The organism is Amycolatopsis sp. WAC 01375, from assembly GCF_003947325.1.
In the GTDB taxonomy this organism is placed as follows: domain Bacteria; phylum Actinomycetota; class Actinomycetes; order Mycobacteriales; family Pseudonocardiaceae; genus Amycolatopsis.
Genome location: NZ_QHHW01000059.1, coordinates 119,815 through 142,768 on the forward strand (window position 1 = coordinate 119,815; position 22,954 = coordinate 142,768).

General features: G+C 69.8%; 17 protein-coding genes. 11 read left to right on the plus strand and 6 right to left on the minus strand.

Annotated elements, in window-relative coordinates:
* Position 1 precedes the first annotated feature (1 nt).
* Positions 2-1,228, minus strand: coding sequence for a hypothetical protein (locus DL991_RS40105; protein ID WP_125789558.1), 1,227 nt, complete (start codon positions 1,226-1,228; stop codon positions 2-4).
* Complete coding sequence (locus DL991_RS40110; RefSeq protein WP_125789559.1) at positions 1,228-2,250, minus strand: hypothetical protein; 1,023 nt, start codon at positions 2,248-2,250, stop codon at positions 1,228-1,230. Before DL991_RS40110 ends, DL991_RS40105 begins: the two co-directional genes overlap by 1 nt.
* A gap of 59 nt (positions 2,251-2,309) precedes the next feature.
* Between DL991_RS40110 and DL991_RS40115 the strand changes: the two genes are divergently transcribed.
* The 3 genes from DL991_RS40115 (at position 2,310) to DL991_RS40125 (ending at position 5,999) form a co-directional block, all read left to right on the plus strand.
* On the plus strand, positions 2,310-3,437 hold the full coding sequence (locus DL991_RS40115) for a BTAD domain-containing putative transcriptional regulator (protein ID WP_158634502.1): 1,128 nt from the start codon (positions 2,310-2,312) through the stop codon (positions 3,435-3,437).
* 111 nt (positions 3,438-3,548) lie between these two features.
* Complete coding sequence (locus DL991_RS40120) at positions 3,549-4,970, plus strand: amino acid permease (protein ID WP_125789561.1); 1,422 nt, start codon at positions 3,549-3,551, stop codon at positions 4,968-4,970.
* Between the two features lie 294 nt (positions 4,971-5,264).
* Entirely contained in the window at positions 5,265-5,999 is a 735-nt protein-coding gene (locus tag DL991_RS40125) for a hypothetical protein (RefSeq protein ID WP_125789562.1), read from the plus strand.
* A gap of 114 nt (positions 6,000-6,113) precedes the next feature.
* Here the strand turns inward: DL991_RS40125 and DL991_RS40130 are convergent, their stop codons facing one another.
* The gene (locus DL991_RS40130) at positions 6,114-6,452 is read right to left on the minus strand and encodes a nuclear transport factor 2 family protein (RefSeq protein ID WP_125789601.1); all 339 of its coding nucleotides are present in this window, start codon (positions 6,450-6,452) and stop codon (positions 6,114-6,116) included.
* Positions 6,453-6,528: 76 nt separating this feature from the next.
* On the opposite strand from DL991_RS40130, the gene DL991_RS40135 reads away from it, so the two are divergent.
* The gene (locus tag DL991_RS40135; protein ID WP_125789563.1) at positions 6,529-7,503 is read left to right on the plus strand and encodes a YafY family protein; all 975 of its coding nucleotides are present in this window, start codon (positions 6,529-6,531) and stop codon (positions 7,501-7,503) included.
* A gap of 58 nt (positions 7,504-7,561) precedes the next feature.
* Here the strand turns inward: DL991_RS40135 and DL991_RS40140 are convergent, their stop codons facing one another.
* Genes DL991_RS40140 through DL991_RS40150 form a run of 3 tightly spaced genes read right to left on the minus strand, consistent with a single transcriptional unit; the run spans position 7,562 to position 10,241 of the window.
* A complete protein-coding gene (locus DL991_RS40140; RefSeq protein ID WP_125789564.1) occupies positions 7,562-7,981 on the minus strand; it encodes a Dabb family protein in 420 nt (139 codons plus the stop codon).
* Positions 7,982-7,992: 11 nt separating this feature from the next.
* Entirely contained in the window at positions 7,993-8,841 is an 849-nt protein-coding gene (locus DL991_RS40145) for an SDR family oxidoreductase (RefSeq protein WP_125789565.1), read from the minus strand.
* Between the two features lie 26 nt (positions 8,842-8,867).
* A complete protein-coding gene (locus DL991_RS40150) occupies positions 8,868-10,241 on the minus strand; it encodes an MFS transporter (RefSeq protein WP_233599286.1) in 1,374 nt (457 codons plus the stop codon).
* 76 nt (positions 10,242-10,317) lie between these two features.
* On the opposite strand from DL991_RS40150, the gene DL991_RS40155 reads away from it, so the two are divergent.
* The 7 genes from DL991_RS40155 to DL991_RS40185 all read left to right on the plus strand — a co-directional run bounded on the left by DL991_RS40155 (position 10,318) and on the right by DL991_RS40185 (position 22,581).
* Positions 10,318-13,008 carry an AAA family ATPase gene (locus DL991_RS40155; RefSeq protein ID WP_125789566.1) on the plus strand — a complete coding sequence of 897 codons (2,691 nt, stop codon included), beginning with the start codon at positions 10,318-10,320 and terminating at the stop codon, positions 13,006-13,008.
* Positions 13,009-13,506: 498 nt separating this feature from the next.
* Entirely contained in the window at positions 13,507-13,806 is a 300-nt protein-coding gene (locus DL991_RS40160; protein WP_125789567.1) for a DUF397 domain-containing protein, read from the plus strand.
* Complete coding sequence (locus DL991_RS40165) at positions 13,757-14,629, plus strand: helix-turn-helix transcriptional regulator (protein ID WP_158634503.1); 873 nt, start codon at positions 13,757-13,759, stop codon at positions 14,627-14,629. The genes DL991_RS40160 and DL991_RS40165 overlap by 50 nt, the downstream gene beginning before the upstream one ends.
* A gap of 127 nt (positions 14,630-14,756) precedes the next feature.
* Positions 14,757-15,590 (plus strand): SAM-dependent methyltransferase, encoded by an 834-nt coding sequence (locus DL991_RS40170; protein WP_125789603.1) that lies wholly within the window; start codon positions 14,757-14,759, stop codon positions 15,588-15,590.
* An 88-nt stretch (positions 15,591-15,678) separates the two neighbouring features.
* Positions 15,679-16,737 carry a trypsin-like peptidase domain-containing protein gene (locus DL991_RS40175; RefSeq protein WP_158634504.1) on the plus strand — a complete coding sequence of 353 codons (1,059 nt, stop codon included), beginning with the start codon at positions 15,679-15,681 and terminating at the stop codon, positions 16,735-16,737.
* Position 16,738: 1 nt separating this feature from the next.
* The gene (locus DL991_RS40180; RefSeq protein ID WP_125789570.1) at positions 16,739-17,815 is read left to right on the plus strand and encodes an ATP-binding protein; all 1,077 of its coding nucleotides are present in this window, start codon (positions 16,739-16,741) and stop codon (positions 17,813-17,815) included.
* Positions 17,812-22,581 carry a CHAT domain-containing protein gene (locus DL991_RS40185; RefSeq protein WP_125789571.1) on the plus strand — a complete coding sequence of 1,590 codons (4,770 nt, stop codon included), beginning with the start codon at positions 17,812-17,814 and terminating at the stop codon, positions 22,579-22,581. Before DL991_RS40180 ends, DL991_RS40185 begins: the two co-directional genes overlap by 4 nt.
* Positions 22,582-22,954: the final 373 nt, after the last annotated feature.

Genomic DNA, 22,954 nt, shown 5'->3' on the forward strand with positions numbered 1-22,954 from the left:
GTCACCGCGAGCCGCGCTGCCAGCGTTCCATCAGCGCCTCCGGCGACGAACCCGGTGCGCCGAAGAACCAGCCGTAGATCAGTTTCGCGTCGTCGTCGAAATAGATGGCCGGGCTGCGGTCGTCCGCCGTGACGAACCGGATGAACTGGCCGACGACCGGGCCGCCGAGGCGGTTCCAGGTCCGCACCTCGACACTTCCCGGCACCACACCGCCGTTCGCCGAGTTCTCCGAGCGCAGCTTGATCAGCGCGTCGTGGTCGGACGCCGAACTGAACACCAGCATCGCGCCGTCGGCCAGCGGGCATTTGACCGTCTCGGCCGTGCCGGTCGTGGCGGGGACCGCTTGGCACTTCGCGGACTGCTCGTTGAGCACGTGTGCCTGCGCGAAATCCCACAGCGCGCCGGAGGAGAACGCGGCCCCCGGCACCTCGGGACGCTTGATCACCCCGAATTGACGCGCGTCGTAGAACTCCACCAGTGCGGGGAGCCCGGTCTTCCGCGCCGTCAGCGTCGCGCTGACCGGACGGGGACTGTCGACGTCCCAGTAGACCGTCGATTCCCCGGACGGGAGTTCCCGCATCGCGAACGCCGCGCCCTGACCGAGGTTGCCCGCCGAACGCACCGCTCCGGCGGCGCTCGCGAGCGCCCTGGACTCGGTGAGCCTGCCCGGCACGTCGTAGGTGACCAGGGTGAGGGCGTACAGCCCGGCGTCGCAGCCGACCCGTTCCATCTCGCCGGGTTTCGCGGGCTGCTGAGCGCAGCGGACCGCGCCGTCGAGCAAGCGGGCGCCGAGTGCCCGGTAGCGGCCGGCGACCTGGTCGAGTGCGTAGCGGTCCGGTGGTGGTGCGGCAGGTTTTTCCTTTCCCTGCACGAAGACCACCACCCCGGTCGCGATCGCGGCCACCAGCAGCACCGCCCCGCCGAGGAACCACTTCTTGCGTGCGCGGGAGGGAAGCAGCCGTGTCGTGCGGCCCGGGCGGCCGTCCCAGGTGAGCCGGTTCTCCACGCGAGTGGGGTTCAGCGGGGGCCCGGTCGGTTCGGGATCGCGCGGCAGGGCGGCTTCCAGCGTTCCCGAATCGCGCAGCGCGGCCACGAGCGAGTCGATTTCGGCCGCGCTGAACGCGTTTCCGGACTGCTCCAGCGCGGACCGGAGCGCCACCGGATCGGTCAGCGCGTGGCGGCCGAAGCGGCGTACGACTTCGGCGAGGCGGGGATCCTGGTCGTCCATCACGCGTCCGGGTCCGCCCAGAACTTGCGGAGCACCTGCTGATCGTCGGTGCTCGCCTGCATGTAGACGGCGACCCCGGTGGCGTCCTCGTCGAAGTAGAGCCGGGCGTAGCCGTTTTCCGGCTCCAGGAAACGGATCCGGGTGCCGTCGCCGGTGCGCGGGGTGCCGACCGGGATGCCCGCGCGGATACCCGGCCGCCCCGGCACGTACTCCCAGCGCAGCGTCCGGATCGAACCGGGCCGCGCGCCGTCGTTGTCGGTCTGCAGCACCGTGCGCAGCGCGGTGAGCTGCTTGGGGAAGAACAGCACGCGGAAGCTGGCGATGATGCCGGAGCCCAGCTCGCAGTTGACGGTCTCCCGGACACTCACGATGGATTTCGCCGCCTCGCAGCGGACGTCGGGGTGATCGAGGTACGGCTTCGCCGCGGCGAGCAGATCCGGATCCTTGAAGACCGCGGCCGCTTCCTCCGGGACCGGCGCCGAGGAGGAGCCGCCCTGGGGCGCCGAACCCAACGGCGCCGAAGTGGGCACGGAGGACGACGGCGCGACCGGCGGCGCGGCCTCCGGCTCGTCGCCGCGGCCGAGCGCGAGGGTCACACCGGTCGCGGCGACGGCCGCCACCAGGACCACCGCCCCGGCGATCACGGCGATCCGGTTGCCGCGCTTCGGCTCTTCGCCGGTCAGCACCGTGGTCAACGCGGTGGTCGGTTCGTCTGCCGCGGTGTCCCTCGGGAGAAAGCCGAGTGCCGCGCCGAGGTGCCCGCACGCCCAGTCCGCACCCGCGTCACCGCCGCAAGCTTCTGTCGCCGCCCGATGGGCTTCGGCGGGCGTGCCCCCGTCTTCGAGTACGGCGCGCATCCGCTGGGCCGCGCCCGCCCCCGCCGCCGCGGCGAGCGCGTTGATCTCGGCTTCGGGAGGCGGGTCGGGAAGACTACGCAGCGCGCCGGTGAGGACGATCGGGTCGGACAGCGCGTCGCGTCCGTGCCGGTCCACCACGTCTTCGAGTGCGGTCAATGTGGTCATGGCGGTCAGTTAAGCCCATCTCGCTTCAAGGTCGCTTCAAGCTGCCGGAGGAACCTGAGATGATCGGCCCCGTGACGGTGGAGGTGCGGTTGCTGGGGCCGGTGGAGCTGGTCGTCGACGGCGTATCCGCCACACCTGGTGGTCTGCGGCCGCGGGCGGTGCTCGCCGTGCTTGCCGCTTCCGGGGAGGCGCCGGTGAACGCGGCCAGGCTGGCGGAGGCGATCTACTCCGACACCGGCAAGCCCGCGTCCCGCGCCACCGTACAGGTCCACGTGCACAATCTGCGGCAGAACCTGGGGGCGCACGGGGGATCCCTGCTCCACGGACCGGCGGGTTACCGGCTTCTCGGCGTCCGCGCCGACATCCGCGAGGCGGAGGACGCGATCGGCCGGGCGAGGGCCGCCGAACGGGCACGCGACACCGGCGGCGCCGCGGCGGGATACCGGCGGGCACTCGAGGTGTGGCGGGGCCCGTTCTGCGCCGATCTGCCGGATCACACCGCCTTCGACCCCGCCCGCGCCCTTTACGCGGAGATGCGCTGGGAGGCGTTGGAGGCGCGGATCGCCGCGGATCTGCGCGCGGGAGACGTCCCCGGTCTGGTGCGGGAGCTCGAGGACCTGGTCTCCGAACATCCGCTGCGGGAACGGTTCTGGGGTCAGCTGATGGTCGCGCTCTACCAGGATGGACGTCAGGCCGAGGCCCTCGACCGGTTCCGGCAGGCGCGGCGGATCCTGGCCGAGGAGGCGGGCGTCGACCCGGGGCCGGCGTTGCGGGAACTGGAACGCGCGGTACTCGCCCACGCCGGGACGGCGACCCTGCTGCGGGTGGCCGCCCCCGGTGCCGCCGGGGCCGGGCGACCGGCGTTGACCTGGGTCGACGGTTCGGGGCGGGCCCGCCTGCGGGAACTGCCCGTGCTGGGGCGGCTGGCCATCGGCCGGGACGCGAGTGCCGACGTCGCCCTCCGCCATGACGGCGCCGTTTCCCGCGACCACGCCGAGATCACCGTCGGCGAGAGTGGCGCCGTCCTGGTGGATCTCGGTTCGCGCAACGGGACGTTCCACAACGGCGAGCGCGTCGCGGGGCCGGTCCCGCTCGCTCCCGGCGACGTCGTACGCTGCGGCGACACGGTACTGGCGGTGACGAGCGGCGGCGCGGCGGTCAGCCCGGTGGACGGAACCACCCGGTAGAACGATTCTTCACGAATCGACCGGTACTGTTCAACGAATCGCCTGTAATCCAGGTAACCAAGCAACGATCTCCTGTGCTGCGGGTTCGGCACGGCGGATACGGTCCTCGGCATGACTTTGCGAGCCGCGGCGGTGCGGCGGAAACCGGTCGCCGATCTGATCGCCGACAGTGAGCACGGCACGCTGAAGCGCTCCCTCGGGCTCGGGCAGCTGACCATGCTCAGCATCGGCGCGACGCTGGGCAGCGGGATCTTCGTCGTGCTCGGCGAGGCGGTCCCCGTGGCAGGCCCGGCGGTCGTGCTGTCGTTCGTGCTCGCCGGGATCACCGCGCTGTTCTCCGCGCTCTCCTACGCCGAACTCGCCGGAATGATCCCGGTGTCCGGTTCGTCCTACTCCTACGCTTACGCCACGCTCGGCGAACTGGTCGCCTGGGTCTGCGGCTGGTGCCTGGTGCTCGAGTACGGCGTCTCGGTGGCGTCGGTGGCCGTCGGCTGGGGTCAGTACCTCAACGAGCTGCTGCGGCTGACGTTCGGTTTCGCCATCCCCGACGCGTTCAGCCAGCCACCGGGCTCGGGCGGGATCGTCAACGGCCCGGCCATCGTCGTCGTACTGCTCGCCATGTTCCTGTTGCTGTCCGGCGCGAAGGAGAGCGCGCGGGCCAACGCGATCATGGTCGTGGTCAAGGTCGGCACGCTGGTGCTGTTCTGCGCGATCGCGTTCTCCGCGGTCCGGGCCGCGAACTTCGCCCCGTTCCTGCCGCTCGGCCTGGCCGGGCTGAGCGCCGGCGCCGCGAAACTGTTCTTCTCCTACATCGGTTTCGACGCGGCCTCCACGGCGGGCGAAGAGGCGAAGAACCCGCAACGGGATCTGCCGAGGGCGATCCTGCTCTCGCTCGCGATCGTCACCGTGCTGTACTGCCTGGTCGCCGTGGCGGCCGTGGGCGCGCTGCCGTGGCAGGAGTTCGACGGCAAGGAGGCCGCCCTTTCGCACGTGCTCGGCGCCGTTTCCGACAACCCGCTGTGGGCCGGACTGCTGGCCGTCGGCGCCATCGTGGCGATCTCCAGCGTCGTGCTGACCGTCCTCTACGGACAGACCCGGATCCTGTACTCGATGTCGCGCGACGGCCTCGTCCCCGCTTCGCTGTCCAAAGTGGACCCCAAAACCGGCACTCCCCGGATCAACACCCTGGTGGTCTCGGGCTTCGTCGCGACGCTGGCCGCGTTCATCCCGCTCGGGAAGCTGGCCGACGCCACCAGCATCGGCACGCTGTTCGCCTTCGGGCTGGTGAACGTCGCCGTCCTGCTGCTGCGAAAGCGGCAACCGGAGGCCCCGCGCTCGTTCCGCGTGCCGTTCTCGCCCGTCACGCCCATCCTCGGCGTGCTGTGCTGCGGTTACATGATGCTCAGCCTCGATGGCGCGACCTGGATCGTCTTCGCCGGCTGGATGGCGCTCGGCCTGCTGATCTACTTCGGATACAGCATACGCCGATCCCGGCTCGCCGTGGATTCGCCCGTTCGCCGCCATAATTCCTAGCCTGTACAGCCGTAGTACGAGCCGGATCATTGAATCAACGGTGATCGGTAGGGGACACTTCCGTCCGCCCCACGGAAAACCCTACCGTGAACCGAGGTCCTTATGCGCCGATATGGCATTACCGTGCTGACCGCGTGCCTCGCCCTGTCCCTCACCCCATTCCCTGTCTCCGCTCAAGAGACGGCGACCGCCCGCAACCCCTTCTGCTATGAGGAACCCGTACAACCGAAAGCCGATGTAAGTGACATAAAGGCCGGTTTCCAGTCCACGAAGTGGCTTCAGACGATCCAAGCCGTGTACAAGCGGCGCTGGCCCAGCGGCGAAGGCCTCGCGATCGCTCAGGCCAAGGACAAGTACTTCAGCCAATTCGTGAACAAGACCAGCTTCAACGCCCTCGCCGAATCCCTGATGGTGGCGATCCACGAAGAGACCCACATGTGGGACCTGGATCCTTCGAGAACCTCCTGGGACGTGTACGTCTCCGCGTGGATCGACGCTTCCCGCAAGGCGATGAAGGTGCCGATCCACGGCGGCTTCCCGCGCCGCGAAATACTGCCGCTCATCACGGACGGTCTCACACGTTCGATGGACGACATCTATCTGCGGGACCAGCAGCAGGGGTCGTACCGGATGCAAGGGGTGATCGCGGAACTCAACGCCGGGCTCATGGGATTGCCCGCCGCGACCGTCGTCGCCGAGTACATCCAGGGAGTGGGCGCGAGCAATTCGCGGGACATCGCGGCCACGAACATGCGCTACCTTCAGCTCTACCTGCGCGTCGCCAAGGCGAACCATCCCGATTACTGGGCCAAGATCAAGGCTCAGCCCGAATTGCGCGAATTCGTGCTCATCGAATTCCTCCGGACGGCCTACTGGCTGGATCAATCCGCGCCCCACGCCGCCAAACTCGGCAGTGCGGACGTGGCCGAGATCGTCGCCAAGAACTACGCCCCGGAGAACGTCGCGATCATCGAGGAGTTCACCGGAGCCAAGGTGAACACGGGTACGTCCAGGAACTGCACGATCTGACGCCGGGGCCGGCGGGTGAGGCGGTACCAATCGACGGAGGATCGGGGACACTCGATGTCCCCGATCCTCCGTCGATCAAGTCCCCAGCCAGAAGTCGACGTCCCGAAACCTTCCCTACGGCACGAACACCGGCTGGTCCAGCGCCCAGAGCCAGGATCCGTCCGGCTGACGGCGGGCGACCTCGATGGTCGTCTCACCGGTGGTCAGCGTGGACGCGGTGAGCGCCAGGTCGCCGCCCACCAGCGCCGGATGCTGCCTGCCCGGCAGGAGTTCCGGCGCGGCCGCGACGAACTCCTCGTACACCTTGCGGATCTCCGCGTGCCCGGTCGCGATGTTGCCCGGCGGGAACGCCAGCACGGCGTCCGGTTCGTACAACGCCACCAGTCCGTCGACATCGCCCGCGTTGCCTCGCTCGATGAAGAATTTGCCCAGATCGTTCGGCTCGGTGGCCACAGTCCTGCTTGTCATGCGGATGAGCCTCGCAGCGAATCACGACATCCTGTGTCGTGTATTCCGCTAGAGTTTTCCCATGCGCGCCGACCGGCTGGTCTCGCTGGTGTTGCTCCTGCGGCACCGCGGCAGGCTGTCCGCGACCACGCTCGCCCGCGAGCTGGAGGTCTCCACCCGCACCGTGCTGCGCGACATCGAGGCGTTGTCCGCGGCGGGTGTCCCGGTCTACGCCGAACGCGGCAGGCACGGCGGGTTCGCGTTGCTGCCCGGTTTCCAGACCGAACTCACCGGGCTGAACCACGACGAGGCGCTCGCGCTGCTGATCGCCGGATCACGACGCGGCGCGCAGGCGTTCGGCCTCGGCTCGGCGCTCGCCTCGGCCATGCTCAAGGTGATCGACGCGCTGCCGGAAAGCCAGCGGGACACCGCGGCGGGCGCGGCCCGGCGGCTGCTCGTCGACCCGGAGATCGACCTCCTCTCCCGCCGGGAGGCCGCCGAGGAGGTGTCCGACGCGATCGTGACCGAGGTCCGGCGGGCGGTGTTCGCCGGGCACAAGCTGCGCATCCATTACGCGCCGACGGGGCGGCCGGCGCAGTGGCGCACGGTGGACCCGATCGGGCTGGTCACCGTCCGGGACCGGGGTTACCTGCTGGCCACGAGATCCGGTGAGGACCGCACCTACCGGCTGTCCCGGCTGCGGGCAGCCGAGGAACTTCCCGAACCGGCGCAACGACCGGACCGGGTCGATCTGGACCGGGCCTGGCAGGAACGCAGCACGCGGTTCCGGACCGGCGGGGACCAGGTCGCCGTGCTGGTGCGCGTCGCCCCGGGGCGGCGGGAAGAGCTCGTGGGCACCGCGCTGGCCATCCTCGCGGAGGAAACCGACGAGGACGGCAGGCTGCGACTGGAGGTGACCTTCCAGGACGCGCGCCACGCCGAATGGGCGTTGTGGCAGCTCTCCACGGACGCGGAAGCCCTCGGCCCGCCGTGGTTGCGGGCCTCCCTGCGCGACCGCGCCGCCGCGATCACCAGCCGCTACGACGCGCCGTCCTGACTCCGGTGGCTTGTCGGCCGCCCGGCCTGTGCCCCACATCGAAACCCCCGACGGGTCCCTACCCACGAGAGTGCGGGCCGGGTGCGGCGCTGCCGCTGTACTCGTTGAGGCCTGCCACCAACTCGGCGACGTCGGGCACGTTCTCGAACCGGCGCCGATGAACGTCGGCGATCTTCGCGCCGATCTCCGGGTCCGGGTCGTCCGTGACGTCGTACGACACGAATCTGTCGATCAGCGGCAATCCGGTCCGGTCCATTTCGAGGTGCGCGGGATGATTCATGTACTGCTCGTAATCCTCGATGTCTTCGAGCACCGTGACAGCGCCATACTCGAATTCCCCACCGAAGTCAGGGCCGACGACGCGTGCCTTGATGGCGGGAATGACACTGCTGTGCTCGGCCATCCGCGCGAGGCCCGCCGCCTTTTCGTCCTCGGTGACAGCAGGCTTGAGAGTGAACCGGATGCAGTGGTAGATCATCGGATTTCCTTTCACGCGGAAGCGAAAGCGGCGGCGTGGTCGCGGGCGAAGTCGACGATGTCCCGCGCGGGTCTTCCGGTGAGATCGGCGACGGACGTGTCCACTTCGGCGGCTTCGCCCCTGGCGTAGTGGGCGTAGTCCTCGACGAGGCCCTCGATCTGCCAGGGCGGGAGCAGACCGGTCAGCGCGGCGGCGAACCGATCGGCGGTCGTGTCGTGGAAGCTGACGCTCCGCCCGGTGGCCGTGGAGAGCGCGTCGGCGATCTGGCCGTGGGTCACCGCGCGGGGTCCGGTCAGCGTGTAGGTGCGGCCGTCATGTCCCGGACCGGTCAGCACGGCCGCGGCGGCGTCCGCGATATCCCGGGTGTCGATGGCGCTGACGGCGGCGTCGCCGATGGGCGCGGCGAAGAAGCCCTGCGAGATGGTGCCGGCGAAGGCGAGCAGCGCTTGCAGGTAGAGGTTGGGGCGCAGCACGGTGTGCGCCAACCCCAGTGATCCGACATGCGCCTCGACTTCGGCGTGCCACCGCAGGAATCGCACCGGCGAGTCCGCCTGTGCCGCGTACTGCGAGAGCAGCACGAGCCGGTTCACGCCGGCGTCCCGGGCGAGGTCGGCGAACCCGATCTGGAGCGAGGCGGCGTCGGGCGCGGAGGGGCTGTTGAGGAAGGCCGCGTCGACGCCTCGCAGCGCCGCGGTGACCGATCCGGGATCACGCAGGTCGGCGACCACGGTTTCGGCGCCGGGAACGAGGTGACCGGGGTCGCGGGTCATGGCGCGGACGGTGACTCCGCGGGCTTGAAGGGCGGGGATCAAGGCGGATCCGACGGTTCCGGTCGCGCCGGTCACCAGAATGGTGTCCATTGTGGAGTGTCCTTTCGTTGCGGAGATCAGTGTCGTGTCCTTGCCGCGGAAACGAGCGACACCGCGAGGGCGATGACGACGAGCGCGGCCTCGCCGAGGAAAGCGGTCGTGAACGAGATGTCGCCGTGTGTGCCCGCGGCGCCGATGGCGATTCCGGCGAGCGCGGCGAGCCCGACCGCGCCGCCCAGTTGCTGCGCGGCGTTGACCAGGCCGCTGAGCAGGCCCGCTTCCCCGTCCGCGCTGTCGCGGACCGCCATCGCGGTGGCGTTGACGGCGCCCAGCCCGAGTCCGGCGCCGATCAGCAGGAACGCGCCCAGCAGGCCGGCCGAGAAGCCGCTGGTCGTCGGATCCAGTGCCAGCCAAAGAAAACCGGCGAGCAGGACGGCGAGGGCGAGCGAGAGCGCACGGCTCGGTCCGACGCGTTTCGCGAGTATCGGCGCGAGGACGCTGCCCACGATGATCATGACGGCGAGCGGGAGCTGGGTCATGCCGGTCGCCAGCGGGCTCATCCCGAGGATGTCCTGCTGGTACTGGGGAAGGAAGAAGAAAAGGCTCGTCAGGGTGCCGCCGATCAGCACCATCACCAGGTTCGCCGTGACCACCGGTTTCCGGCGGAACACGCCGAGCGGGACCAGCGGCCGGGCGGAGCGCCGCTCGACGAACACGAACGCCACCAGGGAAACGAGTCCGGCCACGAGGCCGACGACCGTGCCGGGCGCGGTCCATCCCGCGTCGGAGGCCGAGACCATGCCCAGCGCGAGCCCGGAGATCCCGACGGTGATCGTGACGGCGCCCAGCGCGTCGAACCGGCCCGGCCTGCCGGGAACCGGCGGCACCGCTCGCCACACCACGATCGCCCCGATGACGCCGAACGGCACCGGGGTCACGAACACCGCCTGCCAGCCGAGCAGTTCGGTCAGCGTTCCGCCGAGGAAGACACCGACGAGACTGCCCGTTCCCGCGACCGCGCCCCAGATCCCCATCGCGCGGGTGCGTTCCGCGGGAGACGAGTAGATGCCGAGCACGAGCGAGAGCGCGGCGGGCATCAGGACCGCCGCCCCGATCCCCTGCCCGATCCGCCCGGCGATCAGCATCCCGCCGCTGGTGGCCAGCGCGCAGAAGGCCGAGGCCGCGAGATAGACGCCCATCCCGGTCAGGAACACCTTCCTGGCGCCGAGTACGTCGGCGAGCCTGCCACCGAGCAGCAGCAGGCCGGCGAACGTCACCAGATAGCTGTCCACGACCACGGTCAGTTCGGCGGCGGTGAGCGCCAGCCCCTGACGGATCGTGGATCCGGCGAGGTTCACCATCGCAGCGTCGAGAATGACCAGGAACATGGCTGTCGCGAGGCCGACCATCGCCACCCCGCGCGATATCCGTGTCTTCGCTCGTACTGTCATGCCGCAACGATCGCGCGGATACCCCTCCGCTCGCGTCGGTGACAATCACCTACTTCACCTCGCTAGGGTTCGGACCATGCCCCCGACGCCCTCCCGCTCGCTCGTCGGCAGGCGAGACGAGATCGATCGCCTCCTCGCCCTGGCCCACGCGGCCGGCCGAGGCGAGGGCGGCGTGCTCGTCCTCCGTGGTGAACCCGGCATCGGCAAGAGCGCGCTGCTGGACCACGTCGCACAGGCGACGGCGGAGGAGTTCCAGCTCATCCGCGCGTCCGGTTCGGAGTTCGAGGGTGAACTGCCCTTCGCCGCGCTGCATCAGCTGTGTGTCCCGGCGCTGGCGTATCTCGACAAGCTGTCGGATCCCTACCGTGACTCCCTCCTCGTCGCGTTCGGGCTGGCCGACGGCGCGCCGGACCCGTTCCGGATCGGTCTCGCCGCGCTCGAACTGCTGGCCACCGCCGCGGGGACGCGTCCGATGCTGTGCGTGGTCGACGACGCGCATTGGCTGGACACCGCCTCGGCGAGGGCGTTGGCGTTCCTGGCGCGGCGGATCGCGGCCGAGCCGATCGCGATGGTGTTCGCGGCCCGCGACCAGAACCCGGTCCGCGGGCTGGACGAGCTGCCAGGGTTGACGGTCGGTGGCCTGAGCGACGCGGACGCGCGTGCCTTGCTGGCCGAGGAGAAGACCGTGACGTTGGACGAGCGGGTACGTGATCGCCTGCTCGCCGAGGCACGCGGCAATCCGCTGGCCCTGATCGAACTGCCGAAAGCGGGTGGCTTCGCGCTGCCGGCGCCGTCGCCGATCGCGAGCCGGATCGAGCGGAGTTTCCGGGCGAGGATGGCGGGACTGCCCGCGGACGCGCGGCACCTGCTGATCCTCGCGAGCGCCGATCCCACCGGCGATCCCGCCCTGCTGTGGGCGGCCGCACGGCGGTGGGACCTCGACGTGCCCGCCGCGAGCGCCGCCGCCGAAGCGTCCGGGCTGATCGTGTTCGACACGCGGGCGCGCTTCTGCCATCCGCTGGCGCGCTCGGCGGCGTACCGCGCGGCCGAGCCGGAACGGCGCCACGCGGCCCATCGGGCGCTGGCCGAGGTCACCGATCCGGAAGCCGCGGGAGACCGGCGGGCCTGGCACCGTGCTCAGGCCACCACCGGACCGGACGAACAGGTCGCGGCGGAGCTGGAACTGTCGGCGTCGCGTGCGCAGGCACGCGGGGGCGTGGCGGCCGCCGCCGCTTTCCTCGAACGCGCGGCGGCGCTGTCACTCGACCCCGCCAAGCAGACCGAACGCACGCTCGCGGCGGCGCGGACGACGCTCGAGGCGGGCGGGACGGACACGGCGGCGGATCTGCTGGCCAGCGTCGACACCGAAAGCCTGGCTGTCCCCCAGCACGCCTCGGTGGACTTGCTGCGCGGGCGGATCGCCTTCGTGCAGGGCGCGGAGGGGGCCGTCCGCGGACCTGAACTCATCCTGCGGGCCGCGCAACGGCTCGCAGGAGTCGACCCGGAGCGGTCGCGGGAGTGTTTCGTCGCGGCACTGGAGATGGGGCTCGTCGTCGGAAGGGCCGCGGGCGTCCTGGACCGGGTCCTCGACGCGGCCCGCTCGGCGCCGCCGGTGTCCGGGCCGCCGGATCTTCTCGACGCGCTCGTGCGGTTGACCACCGAGGGACACCACGCCGGCGTACCGGCGCTTCGCCGGGTCCTCACCGGCGACGACGCCGGCTGGACCAGGACACCGGCCTTGGCCACCGTGCTCGCGGGTGAACTGTGGGACATCGATCTGCACGCGACGATCGTCGGCTGGCTGGTGCGGACCGGGCGGGGCACGGGAGCGCCGATGACCATCCGGCTCGGCCTGTCCCAGGTGGCGCTGCACGCGGTACTCACCGGGAAGTTCGGACAGGCGATGGCCGCGATCGCCGAGGAGGAAGCGATCGCGGACGCCGTCGGCGATCCGCCGCAGCTCTACCCGAGAGTGCATCTGGCGGCGATGCGGGGCCGCCGTCAGGAGGTGCTCGACCTGTTCGCCGAGGCGACGAGCCGGGGCGACGGCCAGCTGACCGCGAACGCCCACTGGGCCACGGCCGTGCTGTACAACGGACTCGCCGAGTACCCGGCGGCGCTGGACGCGGCGAAGCGGGCTGTGGCGAGCGGTGACCTTTTCCTCGCCGGCATCGCGCTGCCCGAGCTGGTGGAAGCCGCGGTCCGGTGCGGGGACGACGACGTCGCCCGGTCGGCGCTGGAATCGCTGGCCGAGCGTACGGAACCCGCGGGGACCACCTTCGCCCTCGGTGTCGTGGCGGGTGCGCGGGCGCTGGTCAGCGACTCCGAAGACGACCACCGGGAAGCCCTCGAACACCTGGCCGGTGGCCCGCTCGCGGTGCATCTCGCGCGTGCGCACCTGCGGTACGGGGAGTGGCTGCGCCGCGCGGGGCACCGCCGCGACGCACGCGAACAGCTGCGCACCGCGCACGAACAGCTGTCGGAGATCGGGCTGGAGGCGTTCACCCGGCGGGCCGCCGACGAGCTGCGCGCGACCGGGGAGGTGGCCCGAAGCCGCTCCGGGCACTCCTACGACCACCTGACCATGCAGGAGACGCATATCGCGCGCCAGGTCGCGGCGGGCGCGACTTCGAAAGAGGTGGCCACGCGCCTGTTCCTCAGCCCCCGCACGGTGGACGCCCACCTCCGCAACATCTTCCGCAAGCTCGGGATCACCTCGCGCAGGCAGTTGCGGGACATGCCCGACCTCCACGACGCGGATCAGTGACGAGCTCCGCTCGACGGATGACGGGATTCGCGTGTCCAGGCCCGGAACACGCGTGATCGAAGCCGTAACTCACGTGATTGGAGGCGGAACTCACGTGATTGGAGGCGCAACACGCCAAGGCCGGATCCGCACCACGTCTTACGGCTCCAAGCACGCGAGTTACGGCTCCAAACACGCGAGTTACGGCTCCAAGCACGTGAGATCCGGCCGTCGCGGCACACTCGCGCAAGAAAAAGGGGTCCGGCGGCCGAAGGACGCTTTCCCCGCATGCCATGCGACGAAAGCTCCCTTCGCCACACGAGACGCGGGGAAAGTCACCTTCGGCCGCGTATGCCAGAATTGCACTCCGGTAAGACGCGCTTTCCCGTACCCCGCCGGACAAGAAAGATATCTTTGGAGTGAACATGCCCCGGATCGATTCGCCAACGGCTTGCGGACCGAATATTCGACGCCCACTCTGGGTTCGGCTATTCGACTCGCGGGCTCTGAGGGGGAGCGATGCGGTTCTACGACACCGAGTACCCGGCCGCCGTCTTTCGGGAAGCGGACTGGATTCGTTCGAGTTACAGCGGGCCCAATGGGGGAACCTGCGTGGAGGTGAATCTCGGCGACCATGCCGTCACCAGGGTGCGGGACAGCAAACTCGGGCGGCGTTCGCCGATTTTGACCTTTCCCGCCCGCAGTTGGCAGGCCCTGCTCGAGGCCCTGAAGGGGCGCGACCGGCCGTCGCCCCGGGACAGTGCGAGCGGTGACCGTGGACGATCGGCAGCCACCCACCGACCAGACCGTTCGCCGTGATCTCGGCGAGTTGCTGACCGCCGCGCGGAAGAACGCGGGCAAGCGGCAGGTCGACATCCAGCGGCTGATCGGGAAGTCGCAGAGCACGGTGACGAAGATCGAGCACGGGACCACGTCGATCTCCCACGAGGACCTGGGCCTCTGGATCACCGACTGCGCCGTGGAAAGCCGGCTTTCCGAGAAGATGTGGATGCTGTGGAGCAGGGCGAACGCGCCTCGGCGCGTCTGGTCCGGCGAGCGGATCGGCACCCCGGAATGGTTCGTGAAGGTACTGGCGACGGAGACACGGGCCGCGGAAGTCCACTCCTGGACCGGCGAGCGGATCCCCGGCCTGATCCAGAGCGAGGCCTACATGTACGACCAGTTCGGCGGCACCGGGCTCAGCATGGAGGTCTCGCCGAGGTTCACCCAGCGCGTGAAGCGCCAGGAATTGTTCAACCATCCCGCCAAGGGTTTCGTGTTCGTGATCAGCGAAGCCGCGCTCGACCGGTTGTGCGCGCAAAAGGACGACATCATCGAAGACCAGCTCGGTCATATGCTGGCACTGACCCGCCGCGCCAATGTCACCATTCGCTACGTTCCCTACCGCGCGGCCGCCTACGTCGATCCGGATTTCATCATCTTCCGTCGCGCGGACCACGGAAAAGACATCGGCTACAGCGAAAACAGCGCCGGTATCGACTGGTCGACCCGGCGGTCCATCAAGACCTACGCCAAGGCTTGGGACGCACTGCTCGACACCGCCGCCACGGCGGACGAGACCCGTTCGGAATTGCACCGCCGGTTTCAGCGGCGAAGGTCCGGTGACCACGATCGCGAGTGAGCCTTCCTTCGAGTGCCGTCTATTGCGTCAGGTCACTCGGCCGCTACGTTCGGTCGAGAGGTTCAGGGTGGAGACGAGGAAGGGAACGGCCGTGGCCGAAGAGGCGTACCCACCACCGGGGGTCGACATGCGCAAACCCAGCGTCGCCCGGGTTTACGACTACTACCTCGAAGGCACCGCCTCCTGGGCCATCGACCGGAAGTTCGGCGACCGGGTGCTCGGCGAATTCCCGATGTTGCGGCCGATCGCCAAGGCCAACCGCGTTTTCCTGCACCGGGTCATCCGCCATCTCCTGCGCCTGGGGGTCACCCAGTTCATCGACATCGGCGCCGGACTGCCCACCATGCAGCACGCCCACCAGGTCGCCGACGACGTGGCGCCGGGAAAGGCACGCGTGGTGTACGTCGACTACGAGCCCGTCGCGGTGACCCATTCCCAAGCCCTGCTGGAAGAACACGGTGATCCCCGGCGCCACGCCGCCGTCCACGCCGACCTGCGCGCGCCCGACCGGCTGTGGGCGAAGGTCGCCGAGCAGAAGATCCTCGACCTCGACGAACCCGTGGCCGTCCTGCTCATCGCGGTCCTGCACGTCCAGCAGCCGGCGTCCCCGCGCAGTGGCGACACCGGCGACGTCGGCCCCGCCTCCGTCGAACGCTATCGGGAACTCGTGCCGAGCGGTTCCTATCTGGCGATCTCCCATATCACCGACGAAGGGGTGCCGCCGGAATACGAAAAGCCGCTGGTGAAGCTCAAGGAACTCTACGACAGCGGCAGCAGTCCGGTGATCTGGCGCAACCACGACGAGATCCGGGAATTGTTCGGTGAATTCGACCTTCTCCCGCCGGGATTGACCTGGACCACGCAGTGGCATCCCGAAGACGCGAGCCCGACCGAACCGGAGATCACGTTCGCGACCCCGAACGGCTCGCTCATCCTCGGCGGTGTCGGCAGGAAGCCCTGAAGCGACCGGTTCCCGGCTCGCTATGGTGGTGGGCACTCCACCCGGAGACGAGGCGTCGCGATCTGAACCGAAAGGGATGGAACCACGGATGGCACCGATTCCGGATTCCTTCCCTCTCGATTGGACCGACCAGCGCCTCCGAGAACTGCGGAATGCGTTGAGCACGGCGATCTACCGGGACCGGGACATCGAACTCGTAGCGATCGGGGCGGGGGTCCCCCCGGCCCGGATCTCCTGGAATCAGCCGGCCGAACGTCTGTGGTTCGACGTTCTCAACGAGGCCGCGGCACACGTTCGGGTGAAACAATTGCTGACCGACGTCGCTGACAAATGGCCCGCCTTGGCGGCCCGCATCGACGAGTTGTCGACGACGGCACCGGTCCTCACCGCGCGGATCCCCGAGGACCAGGCTCCCGCGTTGACGCCCGATGACGGGCGCTGGACCAACTTCGGCGGCCTCGAGCGGCAGATCTTCGACGACGAGGAGACGCTGTTCGACGTGTCCTTCCTGGAGCAGGGCCTGGACAGGGCGAAGTCGGTCTGCCGGATGACGGTGTCGTTCGAGAAGGCAGGCTGTCACGGCACGGCCTTCCGGATCGGCCCGCGCACCCTGCTGACGAACCATCACGTCCTTCACGACTGGCGGCACGGCGACAGGCGGGCGAAGGCCGTCCAGGCGGAATTCCACTACGAGCTGGACAGCGCCGGCACGCCGCGGAAACCGGTCGTGATCCGGTGCGATACCGCGTCGATCGACGGCGACCGGGCGCACGACTTCGCCGTCGTCACCACCGCCGAGCCGATGCCGGACGACGTGCCGATCGTGCCGCTCCACCGGGCCGCCACCGTCGAAGCGGACGACCGCGTCTACATCATCCAGCATCCGCGCGGCCTGCCGAAGAAGATCGCCATGCACCACAACCTCGTGCGTTACGCCGATGACGACGTGGTGCAGTACTGGACCGACACCGAAGCGGGCTCGTCGGGCTCGCCGGTGTTCGACAGGTATTGGCGTGTCGTCGCGCTGCACCACCAGTGGGTGCGGTCGACGGCCGACGACGGCGTCGCCTATCGCAATCAGGGACGGGCCATCGGCCGTGTGGTGGAGCGGCTCACCGAACTCGGCGTCCCTCCGGGCCGGGAGTGACATGGTCCGTTGGATCCACTTCCCCGACTGGGGCGACGGCACCGCACGCCTGTTGCACGACACCCTCAACAAGGCGTTCTACCTGCGTGACGAACTGATCGACATCTACCGCGGCGCCGGCTTGGCGCCGTACGAGGTCGACTGGGGCCAGCCTGCCGCGCAGCTCTGGCCGACGATCACCCGGGACGCCGCCGACGCGGGACGGCTGGCCCACCTGATCGAGCTGGTCAAGGCCAAGTGCCCGGCCGTCGGGCCGGATCTGGACGCCGTTCTCGCCGCGCACAACACCGACGGCAGCTGGTATTCCCCGAGGGAACGGCATTTGTCGCTGCTGCTGGGGCCCGGCTGCCAGCGCGCTCTGCTCGACCGGCGCGATCTGCGCGCGCATCTGGTGGACCTGGCCAGGAAACAGTTCCCCGTCCTCAGCATCACGGGCGAACCCGGCAGCGGGAAGTCCTACAGCCGCCACCTCATCCAGCATATGGCCGGTGATCCCGCGCTCGCCTGCGAATTCAGGCTCGTCAACGTCGAGGACGACTTCTACGACCACGTCGACGCGACCGGCATCATGACCGCTCTGGCCGCCAGACTCGGCCTGCCCACCGATTTTCCCGTCGACCAGCACACCGAACAGGCCCGTACGGTCCGGGAGCTCGTCGACGTCTTCGTCGGCCGTTTCGCCGCCCTGCCGAAGAGAATGCGGTGGATCTTCATCGACGGCCTCGACCGGCCGCAGGTGTCGTCGGGGGTGCACATGGTCGTCGCCCAGCTGGCGAAGGAGGTGGAGGCCGGCCAGCTCCCCGGGGCCAGGCTCATCGTGACCGGTCATCCCGGTGACTTCTCCCCCGCCGTGATGGAAGTGCTCCGGCACGAGAAGCTGACCGGCGTCACCACTTCGCACCTCCAGGGTTTCTTCCGCGGGCTCGCGGACCACGTGGGCAAACCGATCTCGGACGACGAACTCGAGGCACTGGTCGACCAGGTGCTCGGCGAGGCGGACCTCGACGACCTCCGCGTGCTCGGAAGCGCCGCGTGCCGGGCCGCGCACCTGCATTTCACCCCGGCGGGTGCGCCATGACCACTCCGCACGAATTACGGCTGCGCGCCACCCTGCTGTCGCATTACGAACTGCCGTGGCTGGGTGTGGGCGCCGAACTCGCCGAGAAGGCCGGGCCGACGCTGTTCCCGGATTCGACAAGGGTCCGCACCGGCGACGGCCACCGGCATTGGCGGCTCAACGACTCCGTGCGCCGGTCACTCGTCCTGCAGGTCGGCTTCGCCGCGCTGCGCGACACCTGGGAGAGGATCCCGCGCAGGCCGTCCGACGACCGGCAATGGGCGATCGACCAGTACGTCGGCGCGGGGATGCCGGTCGACCTGGACTCACTCAGCCTTCCCCGCCTCCGCGCGGTGGCCTGGCTGGCACGCTGGCTCGGCGGGGCGGCCGAGCACGTGCCGACCGGGGACGAACTGGCGAGGGAACTCGGCGTCGGCGAACTGCTGGAACCGTTCCGAGTGCTCGCGGGCGACCATTTCGTCGGCCGCGCGGAAGTGTTGCGCGCACTGGAGACCCGGTTCCGCGACGGTGGCACGCCGGTGCTCGTCCACGGTCTCGGCGGGATCGGCAAATCCGCGGTGGCCGTCCGTCATCTGCTGAACCTCGCCGACCGGCGGCGCGCTTTGGTCGCGTACCTGAACTTCGACCACAGCGCGGTCGATCCGGCGGAACCGGTGAGCCTGGTCGCGGCGATCGCGCGACAGGTGACCGTGCAGCTCACGGACCCGGCCGCGCACGACGCCGTCGCGAGCCTGGCCACCCGGTGCCATGAGCGGCTGCGCTCGGGCAAACGCGTCGTCGAGTCCCCGAGCGCCGGCAGCAGCGGCAGGCTCCCTTACGAGGATCTGATCGAGCGGCTGGCCGGTGCCCTCGGCGGCGAGCGCCTGCTGGTCGTCTTCGACACCTTCGAGGAGGTGCAACGGCGCGACCGGCCCATCCAGCGCCGGTTCTCGGACTTCCTCGGTGGGCTCTCGCGCCGGCTGGAGCGGCCGTCGATCGTGCTCGCGGGCCGCTCGCCCGCGCCCGGACGGGACTTCGACGAGATCCGCCTGGACGGGCTCGACCGCGACGAAGCCGCCGACCTGCTGCTGAAGCTCCTGCCCGCGCATCCGCCGCCGGACGCGCGGCGGATCGTCGACCAGGTCGGCACCAGTCCGCTCGCGCTGCACCTGGCCGCCGGGGTGCTGCGCAAAGCCTCGGACGACGAGGCGCTGCGGGACATCGCCGTACACCGGGGGACGATCGAGGGTGAGCTGTACCGGCGCCTGCTCGGGCACATCCAGGATCCGGACGTCCGGCGCCTCGCCCATCCAGGGCTGACCTTGCGCCGGGTGACACCCGAACTGATCCAAGACGTCCTCGCCAAACCGTGCGGGGTGGACGTGCCCGACGCCGAACGGGCGTCCGCCCTGTTCGACGGCTTGGCGCGCGAGGCGATGCTGGTGACCCTCACGCCCGGCGGGCGGGCGGTGGTCCACCGCGCCGACGTGCGGCAGACCATGCTGCACCGCCTCGCCGCGGATGAATCCGTTGTGGCGAAACGGATCCACCGGGCGGCCGTGAAGTTCTACAGTGGGCAGGGCGGCGTGGTCGCCCGCGCCGAGGAGATCTACCACCGCCTGATGCTCGGCCAACGGCGGGAAACCCTCGACACGCGCTGGGACGGCCGCGTGCTGGCCCGTCTGCTGCCGACGCTCGACGATCTTCCTCCCGCGTCCAAGGCGTACCTTGCCGCGAAGTCGCCGACGCTGTCCGTCTCCGACGAGGACCTTCGCCAAGCCGACACCGAGGTCGGCAGACGGCTGGTGACCCGCCGGGCCGCGGAACTCGTCAGCGCGGGCAGCGGCGAAGACGCGCTGCGGGAACTGGACGAGCACATCGGCCGGACGGACGACGAGTCGCCGGTACTGAGCGGGCTGCGAGTGCAGGCACTGGAACAGCTCGGCCGGTACGAAGAGGCCCTGTCCGTCGCCGTCGTCGAACGCAAACGCCTGGCCCGCACCGGCGCGATGCAGGATTTCGTCCTCTTCACCCTGCACATGGCCAGGATGGACGAACGGCTCGGACAGGCCGGGCGGGCGAAGCCCTACCTGCTCGAAACGCTCGGCCAAACCCGCCGCCTGCCGCCGACCGGTCCGCATCTGATCTGCCGGCTGAGCCTTCTCGTGTGCTTGCTCCGGTTGCGACGGTACGGCCTGCCGCTGGGCGAAAGCCTGGCGGACGACCTGGGCACGGAGGCCGTCACGGTCGCCGATCGGCTGTCGATCAAGGAGATCACCGCGATCCCCGGCCTGCTGCGAGACCTCGCGGCCGAGCTCGGGGAACGGTCGCCCCGGCTGCTCAACGCCGCGCTGCGCCGGATCGGCCTCGCCGGCACGGAATCCGAGCTCGCCCTCGACCAGGACGACCCGACGGCGCGCGACATCGCCGAGTCGTACCAGTCGGACGCGGAATCCGCGCTGTACCGCGATTATCAGGACCACGGCGACTCCGTCGCACCGCACGGCACGCTTCCTTTCGGTGACGGCGCCGAAGGGGAACTCGCGAGGCGATTACACCGGTCGGGCCGGGCGGCGGAAGCGTTGCCGCACTACGACCGTGCGATCGGCCAAGGCGGGCGGATCGCGCCGCTGCTGCTCGATCGGGGCCTCGCGCATCTGGCACTCGACAACGTGCAGGACGCGGAGCGGGATCTGTCCGGCAGCCTGCGCCTGGCGCGCGAACAGGATCAGGGCCTGCTGCGCGCACACGTCCACCGGAGCTTGGGCACGCTCGCCAGGCATACCGGCGACTTCGCGACCGCGTTGCGGCACTACGAACTCTGCCTACGCCTGTATGCCGTCGAGGCACCGGATCTGCTTCCGGCGGCGCGACTGGATCAGGCCAAGGCACTGCTGGACGCGGGACTGTCCGGCGAGGCCGACACCGTGCTGGACGAAGCCCTGCCCGCGTTGCGCAGGCAGAGTTCGGGGCACGAACTGGCACAGGCGGAACTCGTCGCCGCCGCCGCGAAACTCCTCCAGGACGATCCGGAGGAAGCACGCAAGCTCGCCGCTTCGGCGCAACGACGCTTCGCCCGGCGGCACGACGACGACTGGGTGGAGATCGCCAAGCTGACGCGGCTGCGGGTGGACACGGCACTGGCACTCGCCGGAACACCTGCCAGATCCGCGTCGGTGGCCAGGGCCACCGCGCTCGCCGACCGTCTGACCGAGTTCGCTCTCTCCGGCGAAGCCGCGACGGCGAAACTGCTCGGCGTCCGCCTGGCTGTCCACAAAGGACAGCTGGACCTCGCTTCGTCCCTGCTGCGGCAGGTACGCCGCCCCGGCAAGAACGCCCCGATCGAGCAATGGGTGCTCTGGCATCTGGCGCGTACCGAACTCGCGGCCGCGTCAGGTCACGGTCGCGCACTGGCCCAAGCGCGGCGCGGGCTGACGGAACTCAACGCCACCAGGGACCGCCAAGGCGGGATCGACGTGGTGTCCGGTGCCGCGGCGCACGGCAGGGAACTGGGCGAGCTGGCCGTCGAACTGGCCCTGCGGCAGGGAAATCCGCAAACCCTGCTCAGTGTCCTGGAGCAGACCAAAGCACAGGTGTACCGCTATCGCCCGCTGACGAAGTCCCGGGACCCGATCATGCGCGACCGGGTCGACGAGATGCGGTCGGTGGCGTGGTCGTTGCACTCCGCGCGCCGGGAAGGAAAGCCCGTCACACGCCTCGCGGCCCGGCTTTCCGAGTTGCAGCAGGACATCACGCGCCTCGCGTGGCATTCGAGCCCATGGGGAAGCCCGCGGCCGACGGCCGATCTCGCGAGTATCTCCGCTCAGCTGGGGAGCCGCGCGCTGGTCAGTTTCGCCCGCTCCGGGGAGACCTGGTCCGCCGTGGTCGTGGTCGACGGTGCCGCACATCTCGTCCCACTGGGCTCCGCGTCCGAAGTGGACGAACAGGCCATCAGACTGCACGCTGATCTCGACGCGCTGGCCCCGGACGGGCTCGCCCGCCCCCTCGTCGACGTCGTCGCCAGATCGGCTTCACATTCGGCGGAGCGGCTCGACCGGGAACTGCTGTCGCCGATCATCCGCGTGACCGGCGAGCGGCCGCTGATCATCGTGCCGACCGGCAGTCTGCACGCGGTGCACTGGGGAGCGCTCCCCTCGCTGGCGGGCACCGCCGTCACGGTCGCACCATCGGCGACGGCGTGGCTGGCCGCGGAAGACGTCGCCCCGCGGCCGGGCGCCGGAGCGGTGGTGCTGGTCTCGGGACCGCGTGTTCCGGGGGCCGTCGGCGAAGTCGACGTCCTCCGCGACATCCACCCGCAGGCTTGGACGCTGACCGGCCGGGACGCGACCGTCTCGCAGGTCCTGGACGCCCTTGACGGCGCCGAACTCGCGCACGTGGCCGCGCATGGCCGGCACGAACCCGGGAACGCGCTGTTCTCCCGCATCGAACTCGCCGATGGCCCCTTGTACGCTCACGAGTTCGCGAATCTGCGCCGCCCGCCCCGCCAGGTCGTGCTCGCCGCCAGCGAACTCGCCCTCGCCCACCTCCGGCCGGGCGACGAAGCGCTCGGGTTCGCCGGCGCGCTGCTCGCGTCCGGTTCGGCGACGATTGTCGGAGCAGTCAGCCGAGTGGGTGATCAGGCGGCCGCGGCGGTGTCCGTCGAACTGCACGAGGCGCTCCGGCGGGGCCGGTCCATGGCCGAGGCGCTGGCCGAGGTGGTCGGCCGGGATCCGCTGCGCCGCCCCTTCATCTGCCTCGGCAGCGGCCATCAGGTGCCGTCGCGCTGAGCCTTCGGATCGTCAGATACCGGAATCGGTCGCGCCTGCGCTCAATGGTCACCCGCACGCGCCGGACAGGCGACGTCCGTGCGGCCGCACGGACGTCCTCGACGGTACCGGCTCGCGAATATTCGAGCATGCACCATTTCTCACCCAGGAGAACTCACCCCACTGTGCTTTACTGCGAAGTAGAAAGCGGCATGCCGCACCGAAAGTGAGATCGGGTCACACTTTCGGGTGCATTACGGGAAATGACGGGTCGCGAATTCACGCTCCGCGCCGGAGCGATTATTACCCCTCGACCGCTCACCCTTGTTGAGAGACCGGTCGCCGATTACCTACTCGTGCGACTCGCCTTCTCGCGTGCGTTTCTGCAAGCTGG

Excerpts from the sequence above, each read along its gene's own strand:
- DL991_RS40105 (WP_125789558.1), bottom strand. The coding sequence starts at position 1,228 with ATGGACGACCAGGATCCCCGCCTCGCCGAAGTCGTACGCCGCTTCGGC.
- DL991_RS40110 (WP_125789559.1), bottom strand. The coding sequence starts at position 2,250 with ATGACCACATTGACCGCACTCGAAGACGTGGTGGACCGGCACGGACGC.
- DL991_RS40115 (WP_158634502.1), top strand. The coding sequence starts at position 2,310 with ATGATCGGCCCCGTGACGGTGGAGGTGCGGTTGCTGGGGCCGGTGGAG.
- DL991_RS40120 (WP_125789561.1), top strand. The coding sequence starts at position 3,549 with ATGACTTTGCGAGCCGCGGCGGTGCGGCGGAAACCGGTCGCCGATCTG.
- DL991_RS40135 (WP_125789563.1), top strand. The coding sequence starts at position 6,529 with ATGCGCGCCGACCGGCTGGTCTCGCTGGTGTTGCTCCTGCGGCACCGC.
- DL991_RS40140 (WP_125789564.1), bottom strand. The coding sequence starts at position 7,981 with ATGATCTACCACTGCATCCGGTTCACTCTCAAGCCTGCTGTCACCGAG.
- DL991_RS40145 (WP_125789565.1), bottom strand. The coding sequence starts at position 8,841 with ATGGACACCATTCTGGTGACCGGCGCGACCGGAACCGTCGGATCCGCC.
- DL991_RS40150 (WP_233599286.1), bottom strand. The coding sequence starts at position 10,241 with ATGACAGTACGAGCGAAGACACGGATATCGCGCGGGGTGGCGATGGTC.
- DL991_RS40155 (WP_125789566.1), top strand. The coding sequence starts at position 10,318 with ATGCCCCCGACGCCCTCCCGCTCGCTCGTCGGCAGGCGAGACGAGATC.
- DL991_RS40160 (WP_125789567.1), top strand. The coding sequence starts at position 13,507 with ATGCGGTTCTACGACACCGAGTACCCGGCCGCCGTCTTTCGGGAAGCG.
- DL991_RS40170 (WP_125789603.1), top strand. The coding sequence starts at position 14,757 with ATGCGCAAACCCAGCGTCGCCCGGGTTTACGACTACTACCTCGAAGGC.
- DL991_RS40175 (WP_158634504.1), top strand. The coding sequence starts at position 15,679 with ATGGCACCGATTCCGGATTCCTTCCCTCTCGATTGGACCGACCAGCGC.
- DL991_RS40180 (WP_125789570.1), top strand. The coding sequence starts at position 16,739 with ATGGTCCGTTGGATCCACTTCCCCGACTGGGGCGACGGCACCGCACGC.
- DL991_RS40185 (WP_125789571.1), top strand. The coding sequence starts at position 17,812 with ATGACCACTCCGCACGAATTACGGCTGCGCGCCACCCTGCTGTCGCAT.